The sequence below is a fragment of the Lentzea sp. NPDC005914 genome (assembly GCF_040629405.1).
Lineage (GTDB): Bacteria > Actinomycetota > Actinomycetes > Mycobacteriales > Pseudonocardiaceae > Lentzea.
This window is the reverse complement of record NZ_JBEXVQ010000002.1, coordinates 115887-128214: the sequence shown is the minus strand read 5'-3', so window position 1 is coordinate 128214 and position 12328 is coordinate 115887. Positions and strand designations below refer to the sequence as shown.

The 12328-nt window shown below is 67.5% G+C and carries 9 protein-coding genes; 3 read left to right on the top strand and 6 right to left on the bottom strand.

Annotated elements, in window-relative coordinates; all coding sequences use genetic code 11:
* The first annotated feature begins 20 nt into the window (after positions 1–20).
* A complete protein-coding gene (locus ABZ345_RS03355; RefSeq protein WP_359842467.1) occupies positions 21–1856 on the top strand; it encodes an acyl-CoA dehydrogenase in 1836 nt (611 codons plus the stop codon).
* A gap of 73 nt (positions 1857–1929) precedes the next feature.
* On the opposite strand, the gene ABZ345_RS03350 is transcribed toward ABZ345_RS03355, so the two are convergent.
* The 5 genes from ABZ345_RS03350 to ABZ345_RS03330 form a co-directional block, all read right to left on the bottom strand.
* Entirely contained in the window at positions 1930–2658 is a 729-nt protein-coding gene (locus tag ABZ345_RS03350) for a DUF1206 domain-containing protein (RefSeq protein ID WP_359843099.1), read from the bottom strand.
* A gap of 109 nt (positions 2659–2767) precedes the next feature.
* Positions 2768–4747, bottom strand: coding sequence for a VanW family protein (locus ABZ345_RS03345; RefSeq protein ID WP_359842465.1), 1980 nt, complete (start codon positions 4745–4747; stop codon positions 2768–2770).
* An 80-nt stretch (positions 4748–4827) separates the two neighbouring features.
* On the bottom strand, positions 4828–5121 hold the full coding sequence (locus tag ABZ345_RS03340; RefSeq protein ID WP_359843097.1) for a co-chaperone GroES: 294 nt from the start codon (positions 5119–5121) through the stop codon (positions 4828–4830).
* Positions 5122–5157: 36 nt separating this feature from the next.
* Positions 5158–6978, bottom strand: a complete 1821-nt coding sequence (locus tag ABZ345_RS03335; protein ID WP_359842463.1) for an NHL domain-containing thioredoxin family protein — start codon at positions 6976–6978, stop codon at positions 5158–5160.
* A 222-nt stretch (positions 6979–7200) separates the two neighbouring features.
* Positions 7201–8058, bottom strand: a complete 858-nt coding sequence (locus tag ABZ345_RS03330) for a pentapeptide repeat-containing protein (protein ID WP_359842462.1) — start codon at positions 8056–8058, stop codon at positions 7201–7203.
* Positions 8059–8177: 119 nt separating this feature from the next.
* On the opposite strand from ABZ345_RS03330, the gene ABZ345_RS03325 reads away from it, so the two are divergent.
* Complete coding sequence (locus ABZ345_RS03325; RefSeq protein ID WP_359842460.1) at positions 8178–9197, top strand: NAD(P)-binding domain-containing protein; 1020 nt, start codon at positions 8178–8180, stop codon at positions 9195–9197.
* A gap of 3 nt (positions 9198–9200) precedes the next feature.
* Here the strand turns inward: ABZ345_RS03325 and ABZ345_RS03320 are convergent, their stop codons facing one another.
* Positions 9201–9869, bottom strand: a complete 669-nt coding sequence (locus ABZ345_RS03320; protein WP_359842458.1) for a dienelactone hydrolase family protein — start codon at positions 9867–9869, stop codon at positions 9201–9203.
* A gap of 117 nt (positions 9870–9986) precedes the next feature.
* Here ABZ345_RS03320 and ABZ345_RS03315 point away from each other — a divergent pair, with 117 nt between their 5' ends.
* The gene (locus ABZ345_RS03315; protein ID WP_359842456.1) at positions 9987–12287 is read left to right on the top strand and encodes a hypothetical protein; all 2301 of its coding nucleotides are present in this window, start codon (positions 9987–9989) and stop codon (positions 12285–12287) included.
* The last annotated feature ends 41 nt before the right edge of the window (positions 12288–12328 follow it).

Sequence of the window (12328 nt, the reverse complement as noted above, 5' to 3'; positions counted from 1 at the left end):
CTGAGGAGTGAGCTGACGAGATGGGCCACTACAAGAGCAACGTCCGGGATCTCGAATTCAACTTGTTCGAGGTCTTCAACGTGCAGGACCACCTCGGCAAGGGGCCGTTCGAGCAGTCCGACGAGGACACCGCGCGGGGGGTTCTGTCCGAGATGAAGACCCTGGCGGAGGGTCCGCTCGCGGACTCGTTCGCCGACGCCGACCGCAACCCGCCGAAGTACGACCCGGCGACGTTCTCGGCAACGCTTCCCGAGTCGCTGAAGAAGTCGTACCAGGCCATCTGGGACGGCGAGTGGTACCGCATGTTCCTGCCAGACGAGCTGGGCGGCTTCGGCACGCCCCCGTCCGTGGCGTGGGCCGCTTCCGAGATGATCCTGGGCGCCAACCCGCCGATCTACATGTACCTGGCCGGCCCGAGCTTCGCGACGGTCGTCTACAACAACGGCACCGAGCGCGACAAGCAGTGGGCCCAGCTGATGATCGACCGCGGCTGGGGCGCCACGATGGTGCTGACCGAGCCGGACGCCGGTTCGGACGTCGGCGCCGGTCGCACCAAGGCGATCAAGCAGGACGACGGCTCCTGGAACATCGAGGGCGTGAAGCGGTTCATCACGTCCGGTGACCAGGACCTCACCGAGAACATCATGCACATGGTGCTGGCGCGTCCCGAGGGCGAGGGCGTCGAGCCCAAGGCCGGCACCAAGGGCCTGTCGCTGTTCCTCGTGCCGAAGTTCCACTTCGACCCGCAGACCGGTGAGCTGGGCGAGCGCAACGGCGCCTTCGTGACCAACGTCGAACACAAGATGGGCATCAAGGCGTCCACCACGTGCGAGCTGACGTTCGGCCAGCACGGCGTGCCCGCCAAGGGCTGGCTGCTGGGCGAGGTGCACGACGGCATCGCGCAGATGTTCGACGTCATCGAGTACGCCCGCATGATGGTCGGCACGAAGGCCATCGCGACGCTGTCGACCGGCTACCTGAACGCGCTGTCCTACGCCAAGGAGCGCGTCCAGTCCGCCGACCTCACGCGTATGACGGACAAGACCGCCCCGCGCGTCACCATCACCAACCACCCGGACGTCCGCCGCAGCCTGATGCTGCAGAAGGCGTACGCCGAGGGCCTGCGCGCCGTGTACCTGTACACCGCGACGTTCCAGGACAAGGTGATGCTCGGCGGCGACGACGCCAAGCTCGCGGCGGCGGTCAACGACCTGCTGCTGCCGATCGTCAAGGGCGTCGGCTCGGAGCGCGCGTACGAGCAGCTGGCGCAGTCGCTGCAGACCCTGGGCGGCTCGGGCTTCCTGCAGGAGTACCCGATCGAGCAGTACATCCGCGACTCGAAGATCGACTCCCTGTACGAGGGCACCACGGCCATCCAGTCGCTGGACTTCTTCTTCCGGAAGATCATCCGCGACAAGGGCCAGGCGCTCGCGTTCATCAACGGCGAGATCCAGTCCTTCCTCGACAACGAGGGTGGCAACGGCCGCCTGAAGGAGGAGCGCGCGCTGCTCAAGCAGGGTCTCGAGGACCTGCAGGGCATGCTCGGCTCGCTGGTCGGCTTCCTGACCTCGTCGCAGGAGGACGTCCGCAACCTCTACAAGGTCGGCCAGAACTCGGTCCGCCTGCTGATGACCGCGGGTGACGTGCTCGTCGGCTGGCTGCTGCTGCGCCAGGCCGAGGTCGCGCTGGAGAAGCTCGGCGGCACGCCGTCGGCCAAGGACAAGGCGTTCTACGAGGGCAAGATCGCCGTGGCGTCGTTCTTCGCGAAGAACGTGCTGCCGGAGCTCACCGCCCGCCGCAAGATCGCCGAGTCCACGGACAACGCGCTGATGGACATCGACGAGAGCGCCTTCTGAGTCGTTCTTCTCGAACAGACGACGGGTCCTCGCACCTCCTGCCCGAGGTGCGAGGACCCGTTTTTCAGTTCTGTCAGCCCTTCAGCGCGCGGGCCGCCACGAAGCAGTAGACGCCGAACGCGGCGATGCCGATCGCGACCGCGCTGAGCAGGAACATGCCGTAAGGCTGTTCCGCCAACGTGTGCAGGGCCTTGTCCAGGCCACCGGACTGCTCCGGATCCGCCTTGACCGCGGCGAGTCCGATCAGGACACCGATCACGCCGTACGCGACGCCCTTGCCGATCCAGCCGATCCGGCCGACCGGCTCGATCCACGACGGCGCGCGCCCCATGTCGAGGTCCTTCTCGAAGGACTTCTTGACGCCTTTGTAGACGATCACGCCCGCGGTGATGATCACGCCGATCGCGATCGCGCCGACGATCCACTGGCCACCCGGCCACGAGAGCACCTGCGCGGTCAGTTCCTGTTGCTGCTGCGTCTGATCGCCGGCGCTGCCGCTCGTGGCGTACTTGAAGGCACCGAACGCGATACCGCCCGAGGTGATGGCGCGTGCGGCGGAACCGACGCGCTTGGAGATCCGCTTGCGCTGCTTGGTGACGTAGGTGTAGCCGACCAAGGCCAGCAGCAACTGCCAGAGCGAGAAGAAGACCAGGCCGATGCCCACGGCCCACAGCAGCCAGGCGCCTTTCTCCGCGAGCTCGGTCAGCGCGCCCTTCGAGTCCGTCCGCTCGGCGTCGCCGCCGAACGCGACCTGGAGCGCCAGCCACGCGATGAGCACGTGGACCGCCCCGTACACAACCATTCCCACCCGCCCCAACGTCTGGACGACGGGATGTCTTCGCGCCTCATTCGCAACAGTGGCCACGAACGGGTGAATACCCGCGCGTGGCCACTGTGAACCGAGCTTTGTCTCAGCCGCCGGGCGGCGGCTCGCAGACGATCTTGAACTGCGGGTCGTAGCGGACGGTGCGCGACTCGCTGCGGGACTGGCCGGTGCGACGGTCCTTGATCGTGCGGGTGTCCGTCACCGAGAAGCCGGGAGCGCCGTTGCTCGGCGAGCAGTCGGCCTTGTTGACCTTCTTCTCCTGCGGCTGGGTGGGGTTGAAGTCGCCGCTGGTGGAGCCGGTGACGTCGTAGTTCTTGGTGCCCCAGAGCCTGATCGTGATCGTCGAGCCGGTCCAGATCGTCTGGATGGCGACGCCCGTGTCGTCCGGGTTCGTGAACGCGATGTCGATCAGGCTGTTGCCGTTGCCGTCCATGAACACGGTGGCCTCGCGGCCCTTCGGGTACCGCGTGATCCAGTAGCTGTGCTCCCGGTGGCCCGCGTCCTTCATGCCCGCGTAGTAGCCGGCGTTGTAGAGCGTGGTCGCGAACTGCGAGATGCCGCCACCGACCGCCTTGCCGGGGATCCCGTTCTCGATGATGCCCGCCTCGACGTAGCCCTGTGCGGTGCCGCGGGGGCCGGTGTACTTGTTGAGGCTGAACGTCTCGTGCGGCTTGACGATCGCGCCGTTGACCTTCTCGGCCACGACCCGGATGTTGACGCCCGAGGCGGCGGCGAAGCCACCGGTCTGGAACTCGCCGATGACCTCCTTGATGCCCATCTTGTTCGCCTGGTCGGTGGTGACCTTCGCGGGCGTGTGCTTGTACTCGAACTTGATCTCGCGCGCATCGGTCTTCGCCAGCGTCTCGAAGTAGGGCTGGAGGTTCTTGTCCCAGTCGAGGTCGAGGCCGTCCACCGACTCCTTGACGGTCGGCCGGCCGCCCTCGAAGACGATCTCGGCGTCCTTGCCCTGCTTGACCGTGTCCTTGAGCTGCGGGCCGACCGCCTCGGCGAGCTTGTCCTTGTTGGGCTTGACGTTCAGCGCGCCACCGTCACCCGGCTCGAACACCAGCGTGCCGGCGATCTGCTCGGGCGTGAGGTTCGCGTCCTTGCCCTCGCCCTTGATCTTGACCGGGGCGGAGACCGCGACCTTCACGACGTCGTTGAGCGCCTTCTCGACGCCTTCCTTGGTCGTCTTGACCGGGGTGAAGTCCATCGGGACCTCGACCGGGTTGCCCGACGCCCAGTTCGAGACGACCTTGTTGACGGCCTCCTCGGCCTTCAGCTTCTGGCCGTTGTGCGGGTCGACGGCGACCGGCTTGGCGCCCTCGAACTTGATGGAGCCCTCGATCGGCTCGTGGTCCAGCTTCGGCCGCATGGCCTCGAGCGCACCGGAGACCTTGGCGTCGTCCGCCTTCGTGGCGACACCGACCTCGCGGCTGGTGAAGAACGAGGTGACGCGCGTGATCGGGCTGAGCGGCTGGCTGCCCGCGCGGTCGATCGTGGAGTTCCAGTCGAGCTCCAGGCCCGCCGACTTGGGGTCGAGCTCGGCGGTGACGTCACCGGCCTTGAGCGCGACCGGCTTGCTCAGCCGCGGGCCGATCTCGTCGCGGAGCTTCTTCTCGGCATCGGCGTGGCTCATGCCGCCGACGTCGACGCCCGCCACGGTCACGCCGCGGGGCACGTTGCCGCTGGAGACCAGGATGTCGAGGCCGTAGAGCAGGCCGAACGCGCCGACAACGGCCGCGGCCACGATCAGGGCCTTCTTCTTGCCGTTGCGCGGCTGTTCCTCGTCCTCGCCCGGTTCGATCATCACGGGTCCGTAGACACCGGAGTCCTCGGGCCTCGGCAGCGACACCGGCTGCATGAACTCGGTGGCGTCCTCGCTCGCGGGGAAACCGACACCGGGCACGGCCGCACTGATCGTCGGCTCGTGGTCCGGCTCTTCGGACGGCCACGCCTCGGGCGCGCCGGTGCTCACGGGCGCGATCTTCGTCGTCTGCTCGGAGGCGGTACCTCCGGGATTGACCGGCGGTATCGCTCTCGTCTTGTCAGCGTCGTACGGCACAGCTCTCCCCGTTGCCCTGTCTCTCCACTGAGGCGGCGTATACGTGTGTAGCTATCTGGCCAAGATCACGAACCGGCGGCTCACAGGTACAGACCAGTACCGTGCTCGGTGAGTTCGCTGGCAACTGCGTGGAGATCGCGTTCCCTCATCACGAGATACGTGGCGCCCTGCACCTCGACCTCAAGCTGATCTTCCGGGTTGAACAACACCCGGTCGCCGACCTTCACGTGTCGCACGCTCGTACCCACTCCGAACACGCTGCCCCACGCCAACCGCTTGGCCACGCTGGCCGTGGCGGGGATCACGATGCCTCCGCTGGAGCGCCGCTCGCCGTCCTCGGGCGAGATTTGCACCATGACGCGGTCGTACAGCATCTGGATCTCGAGCTTGACATCAGGCACCCGCAGAGTCTACGTGGCCGCCGGAGGTGCCTCGTCCATGCCGCCCATGAGCAGTGGCAGCCGTGCAGGTCCATTGGCGACCACTCGAACCGGCACCCCCCAGTCCTGCCTGGTCAGGCGACAGACCGGGTGTTCGTCGGCAGGATCGTCACTGCAACTGGCGGCCTGCGCTACTACGTGCAGGACGCCGTTCGTGACCTGATCGTTGATCCGCAACGCCCGTACCAGTTCGGTGCCGACCCCGGCACCTTCGAGGATGAGCTCCGGCGGTGAGCTGGTGATCTCCAGCCGCGTGGACGGCCCGTACCTTTCGTCCAGTTTGGCACCCTTGGGCGGCGTGAAGATCACGGCCAGCTCCAGCTCGCCGGGGGCGATGTCGCTGCTCGGGCGCTTGACCGCGTGCTCCTTGCCGTCGATCTTCGTGGCGGCGGCCGAGAAGCGTTCGAGCCGGTGGGCGGCGCTGGCCACGACCACGAGCTCGTTCTGGATCACGAGCGCGTCGGACGGTTCGGCGATGTCCGTCGCGATCGTGGTCAGCGTGCCGGTCTCGGGGTCGTAGCGCCTGATGGCGTTGTTGTAGGTGTCCGAGATGGCGATCGTGTGGTCGTCGAGGACCGTGACGCCGAGCGGGTGCTGCAAGAGGGCTTCGTCGGCGTTGCCGTCCTTGTGGCCGAACGCGAAGAGGCCCTTGCCGATGACGGTGTGGACCTCGCCGTTCTCCAGGTAGCGCAGTGCGCTCGTCTCGGAATCGACCATCCACAGGCGGTTTTCGTCGGCGGCCAGGCCGGAGGTCTGCGCGAAGAAGGCTTCGGCGGCCGGGCCGTCGTTGATGCCCTCGACGGTGGTGCCGGCGAGACGACTGATCGTGTTGGTCTCGGGGTCGAAGAAGCCCAGCGTGTGGTTGCCGGCCATGGCGATGGCCACGCCGCCGTTCCACCACGCGACGTCCCACGGGCTGGTCAGGTCGATCTTGTCCGCGGGCCCGTCGGTCTCACCGTCGCGCCACTGCTCGCCGGTGCCCGCGATCGTCGTGACCTCGCCGGTGTCGAGGTTGAGGCCCCGCAGCAGGTGGTTGACGGTGTCGGCGATGACGACGTCGTAGCCGTGGGTGTTGGGGACTCGCGTGAGACCCGCGGGCTCGGAGAAGGTCGGGTTCAGGCCGTCTTCCCTGCCCCGTTCGCCGGTGCCGATGCGGCGGATGACGGTCTCGCCGTCCGCTTCGAGCTCGACGATGCTGTGGTGGGCGGAGTCGCTGACCAGGATCGTGTTGCTCGGGGTGACGATCGCCTTGGCGGGGAACCTGAGCGTGGTGTTTTCGGGTGCCGGAGCGACGTAGGGCCCGGTGCCGCGGTGCAGAGTGCCTTTCTCCTCGTGCTCCTGCTCGAGTTCCCTGATGATCGTGTTCAGCGCCTCGACGTGGCCTTCACCTGCGGCTACGTGGACGACGTAGCCCTCGGGGTCGATCAGGACGAGCGTGGGCCAGGCCTTGACGGCGTAGTTCTGCCACGTGGTGAGCTCCGGGTCGTCGAGGACCGGGTGGTGCACCTCGTAGCGCTCGACGGCTGCTTTCAGGGCGTCCGGATCAGCCTCGTGGACGAACTTCGGCGAGTGGACGCCGATGGTGACCAGTACGTCCTCGTGTTGCTTTTCGAGGGGGCGCAGCTCGTCGAGGACGTGCAGGCAGTTGATGCAGCAGAAGGTCCAGAAGTCGAGCAGCACGATCTTGCCGCGCAGGTCGGTGAGTTTGATCTGCTCGTCGCCGGTGTTCAGCCAGCCGCGTCCTACCAGCTCAGGGGCACGGACACGGGCACGGCGCTTCACGGTCGTCACGTCCCGATCCAACACTGTGGACGGTCGTGTCCATTCCACAGTCCATCATGTGGGCACACCTGCGTTGAGAAGATTTGTTCTGGGCCTTGGCCTACAACGTCGCTTGTCGTGGCGTGACCTACAGCCTGATCGGACTGCTGGCGCTGGCCGGCCTGACCACCGGCCGGGTGGTGATCATGACCATTGCCCTCCGCGGTACGACACCGGAAGAGCGTCCCGACATCATCCTTGCGCTTCGGGGAGTTTCAACCCCGGCTTCTCTCCCGCGTCGAACACCAGCATCACCCGCACGACCGCCTCGGACAGGTCGACCTCACCGCCCGCGAACCGGGCCCCGCGGAACGACACCTCGCCCGCGCTGAACTCCGCCCCCTCGAACTTCACGCGGCCGCCTGTGAACTCGGCCTTGTCGAACGTCACGCGGGCGCCGTCGAACGTGGCGCCGCCGAACCACACCTCGCCGCCGCTCACCTTCATGCCGTCGAACGAGATCCAGCCGCCGGAAAAGCGTGCCAGGCTCAGGAAGAACGTTCCGGACGACATGTGGATGCCGGAGAAGTCCGCCGACCTCAGCACGGCGCGGACGAGGTCGAAGTCGTGGCCCTGCCAGCTCACCGGGGCGCCGTCGCGCAGGTGCCGGGAGATCACGCTGGTGATCGACAGGCGTACCTCGGACTCGGCGTCGTGGTACCACTCGGAGTCCAGCGACGGCTCGTACGGGACGCGTAGGTAGGAACAGAGGACGTCGATGCAGACCTGGCGTTGTTCCGGCCACTCGTCGGCCAGTGAGGCCATCGCGTAGATGCCGGCCAGGCGGACGGTCGGGGCCTCGTTGCCGATCTGGTTGCAGGCGGCGCCGAAGCGTTCGTTGAGCAGCTTGGTCCGTTCGCGGGTTTCGGCGACCTCGGTGACGCGTTGCTTGCGGTAGGCGACGACCAGTGCGACTACGCCACCTACGCCTGCCACCACGGTCAGGGCGACCTTGATGATGTCCAGCCGGGCGGTCGACGCGGCCGGAAAGCCCAGTGCGGCCCACAGAAGTGCGGCTGCCAGGGCGAAGACCGTTAGGCCGATGAGCACAACCAGACTTATGTGCCTTTTGATTGACCAAATCCGCCCATAATCCACGAAGATGGACCGTAACCGCCCAGCTGAACCTTTGCGCCTTGTTTGGCGTAGAGGACGCCGGGAGGTGCGTGATGGTGGAGTACCTGGTGGTCGGTGCGGGTCCGGCGGGCTTGCAGATGGGGCGCTTCCTGCACCAGGCGGGTCGCGACTACGTGATCCTCGAGGCGGGGGCGGAGCCGGCGGGTTTCTTCCGCAGTTTTCCCCGGCATCGAGTGCTTTCGACGGACGACAACTCGTTGTTCGAGGGTGTGCCGTTCGCGCGGTACAGCAAGAGGACGTTTCCCGGCGCGGACGATCTGGTGCGGTATCTGGAGGAATTCGCTCGGCCGTTGAACATCCGGTACAACACGCCGGTCACCGACGTGAGCCGCTACGGGGCGCGGCACGTCATCCTCGCCACCGGCAAGAAGCCTTACGTGCCAGGCATTCCGGGGGTCGGCGAGGCCGAGACGTATGCGAGTGCGAGCACTGATCCCACGGAGTACGCCGGGAAACGGGTGCTGATCATCGGACGCGGGCACAGCGCGTTCGAGACGGCCGACAACATCGCCACGACCGCGCGGCTCACGCACACGGTCGGGCGGGCGGTGCAGTGGATTGCCAAGCGCGGCAACGAGTTCGTGGCGATGATCGACGGCACCGGGGAGCTGCGGTACGACAAGGTGATCGTCTGCGCCGGGTTCAGGAGGGACACGAGTCTCGACGTGCCGTACGCGCACGTGGTCACCGGCGACTCGATCAAGGCCATCAGGCACGCGGTCCGGGCGTTGCACCGGACGTTGGAGGCCGAGCACCACGGTGTGCCGTGGCCGCACCGGAAGTTGAGGAACCGGCCCGACTCGCTCGCCGCCACCGTGGCCAGCAGGGCCGGGCAGATTCCCGAAGGGCTGGCGGATGTCGTTGTGCCGCAAGGACAGCACGCGCTCCTCTACGACGAGATGCCCACCACCGAGCGCAACGGGTTCGTCGTCACGAGCACGCAGATCACCCACTACCGCAAGAACGAGCTGATCGCCGTGGAACGCCGGTTGCACCGCAAGCCGCTGGAGAGGTTCTTCTCGCAGCAGCTCGCGGTGCCGTGCATTGCCTGAGCCTTAAACAGGAAGGGTGCGTACGAGGAACGCCGCGGTCCGGTCCCAGGCGCGGTTCGCGGCTTCCTCGTCGTACCAAGGGCCCAGGTGGTTGAGGAACGCGTGGCCCGCGGGCTCCAGGGCGATCTCGGCGCCGTCGTGCGACTCCACCGCGTCCGCGACCTTCTGGTACCCGGTGATGAACGAGTCCTCGGTGCCGAAGTGGAACAGGATCGGGCAGGAGACCTGGTCCAGCGTGCCGATCTGGTCCGGGACGCCCGAGCCGTAGAACGAGACGGCGGTGTCCGGGTCCGAGCCCACCGCGGCGGCGTAGGCCAGGGTGCCGCCGAGGCAGAAGCCGAGCACGCCGACGCCGCCGGTGACCTCAGGCAGCCCGCGCAGGTAGGCGACCGAGGCGATGACGTCCTGCACGGCCAACGGGAAGTCGAGGTTGCCGACGACCTCCATCGACTTCTGGATGCCGGCCTCGTCGTGCTCGCCCACCCAGCCCGGCTCGAAGCGGTGGAACAACTCGGGCACGGCCACGACGTAGCCGAGCGCGGCCAACTGTTCCGCGACGCCGCGCAGGTAGCCGTCCAGGCCGAAGATCTCCTGGATCAGCACGATGCCGGGGCCGGAACCGGACGGAGGCAGCCAAACCGGCAACGGCATGTCGTCAACACGATGGGTCATACCAAGATCCTGCCCGAAGTCGCGGCTTTCCAACGAAGATCGACTGCTCGACGGCTTCTTCTCCGCTGCGACCGGCATTACAGTGGGCGGCCTCACTGGGGGATCTTGGGGGATTTCATGAGATGGCGATCCGTCCTGCTCGTCGGCGTGCTCGCACTGGCCGGGATTCAACCGGTGGCGGCACAAGCTGCTCCGGCCGCGAAGGCGGCGGACGAGGGCACCAGCTTCGTCCCGATGTCTCCGCGGCGGGTGCTGGACACCAGGAACGGCACGGGCACCGGGGGAAAGGTCGAGCCGGTCGAGTCCGGCCTGCAGCTGGACCTCTCCGCGGCGCTGCCGGCCTCCGCGACCGCTGTGGTGCTGAACCTGACCGGCACTGAGCCGACCACCGCGACCCACCTCCGGGTGTCGCCGGTCAACTACAACGTCCCGGACATCTCGAGCCTCAACCTCACCGCTGGTGAGACGAGGGCCAACCAGGTCACCGTCGTGCTGCCGGCGGACCGCAAGATCTGGCTGTTCAACAACGCCGGCAGGGTCCACCTGATCGCCGACGTCGCGGGCTACTACACCACCGACACCGCGTCGATGTTCACCACGACCGCCCCGACCAGGCTGGTGGACACCCGCACCAGCGCTCCCGTGGGCCAGAGGGCGACGATCGAGGTGGACTTCTCCGGCGTGGTGCCGGCCTCGGCCACCTCGGTGACCTTCAACCTGACCGGCACCGAGCCGACCGCGTCGACCTTCGTGACGGCGTTCCCGTCCGGCACCGAACGCCCCGACGCGTCGAGCCTGAACCTGGTCGCGGGCCAGACCTCGCCCAACCTCGTGACCGTCGCGCTCGGCACCAACCGCCGGGTGCTGCTGTACAACAACGCGGGCAACACCCACCTGATCGTGGACCTGGTCGGCTACTACGCGTCGGGCATCGGGCACCAGTTCTTCCCGGTGTCTCCCGTGCGCGCCCTCGACACTCGCAGGGCGGGCGGCGCTCTCGGTCCTCAGCAGACCAGGGCCGTCGACCTCGCCACCAGGATCCCGCCCAGCGCGACCGCCGCGGTGCTGAACCTGACGGGCACCAACACGTCCTCGGCCACCTACGTGACCGCGTACGCGAACGGCACTTCTCGCCCGATCACGTCGAACCTCAACCTGGATCCGGGGCGCGACACGGCGAACAGCGCGGTGGTCAAGCTCGGTGGCGACGCGCAGATGACGCTGTACAACAACGCCGGCTCGACGGACCTGATCGTCGACGTCGCGGGCTTCTTCGCCACGCCGGCACCGTGCGTCGACGACTGCCTGTACGGCTGGGGCGGGTTCTCCTCCAAGTACGGCACGACGCCGTCACTCCGTCAGGGGCTGTCCGGCGTCACCTCGGTGGACGCGACCTCCCAGAACGCACTCGCGCTGAAGTCCGACGGCACGGTGTGGGCGTGGGGTGACAACCAGTTCGGCCAGCTCGGCGCGGGCGGCACGGAAGGCGACTCGAAGGTGCCGCTGCGGGTCTCCGGTCTCACCAACGTGATCGAGGTGGCCGTGGGCACCTGGGCGGGATACGCGCTCAAGTCCGACGGCACCGTGTGGGCGTGGGGCTGGAACGACCACGGCCAACTCGGCACGGGCGGCGGAGAACTCTCCAACGTCCCGGTGCGGGTGTACGGCCTCACCGACGTGATCGCCATCGCCGGTAGCCATCTGCAGGGGTATGCGCTGAAGTCCGACGGCACGGTGTGGGCGTGGGGCAACAACGTGTGGGACGGCCTGGGCGGCGCGAGCTGTCCGGCAGGCCAGGTCTGCCCACCGGGCACGCCGTTGCGAGTTCCGGTGCCGGTGGCCGGGGACAGCAAGGTCACCGCGATCGCGGCCGGCAGCGCGGAGACCGCGTACGCGTTGCGATCCGACGGCACGGCGTGGGCGTGGGGCCGCAACTGGGACGGTGAGACCGGAACCAACGCGCCGCTGAGGGACAGCGTGGGCTTCCCCGCGCAGGTGGTCGGACTGACCGGCGTCACGTCGATCACCGGCGGCGACGAGGTCGGGTACGCCACCACGTCCGACGGCAAGCTGTGGGCGTGGGGCGAGAACTACTGGGGCACGCTCGGCAGGCCGTGCGACGACCCCAACACCTGCATGTCCAGGGTCCCGGTCGAGGTCCAGGGCCTGACCGGCCCGCTCGTGATCGAGAGCGGCGCCGGCACCACGCTCGCCCTCAAGCAGGACGGATCGGTGTGGGCGTGGGGGCGAAACGGTGAAACCGGAGACCTCGGCAACGGCACCACGGGTTCCTGCAACGTGTGGCCGCTGCCCGCGGGCTGCCAGTCGAACTCGCCGGTGCAGACCTCGATCACCGGGGTGAAGGATCTCGCGTCAGGAGGGATCGGGAAGTTCGCGGTCGTGGCCTCGCGGAACTAGACGAGCAGATCTCGAGTCTGGGCGGTGTCCGGAGACGGACA

What these genes read in the sequence shown, in the direction of transcription:
- ABZ345_RS03355 (WP_359842467.1), top strand. Translation starts at nt 21, where the DNA reads ATGGGCCACTACAAGAGCAACGTCCGGGATCTCGAATTCAACTTGTTC.
- ABZ345_RS03350 (WP_359843099.1), bottom strand. Translation starts at nt 2,658, where the DNA reads ATGGTTGTGTACGGGGCGGTCCACGTGCTCATCGCGTGGCTGGCGCTC.
- ABZ345_RS03340 (WP_359843097.1), bottom strand. Translation starts at nt 5,121, where the DNA reads ATGCTGTACGACCGCGTCATGGTGCAAATCTCGCCCGAGGACGGCGAG.
- ABZ345_RS03325 (WP_359842460.1), top strand. Translation starts at nt 8,178, where the DNA reads ATGGTGGAGTACCTGGTGGTCGGTGCGGGTCCGGCGGGCTTGCAGATG.
- ABZ345_RS03320 (WP_359842458.1), bottom strand. Translation starts at nt 9,869, where the DNA reads ATGACCCATCGTGTTGACGACATGCCGTTGCCGGTTTGGCTGCCTCCG.
- ABZ345_RS03315 (WP_359842456.1), top strand. Translation starts at nt 9,987, where the DNA reads ATGAGATGGCGATCCGTCCTGCTCGTCGGCGTGCTCGCACTGGCCGGG.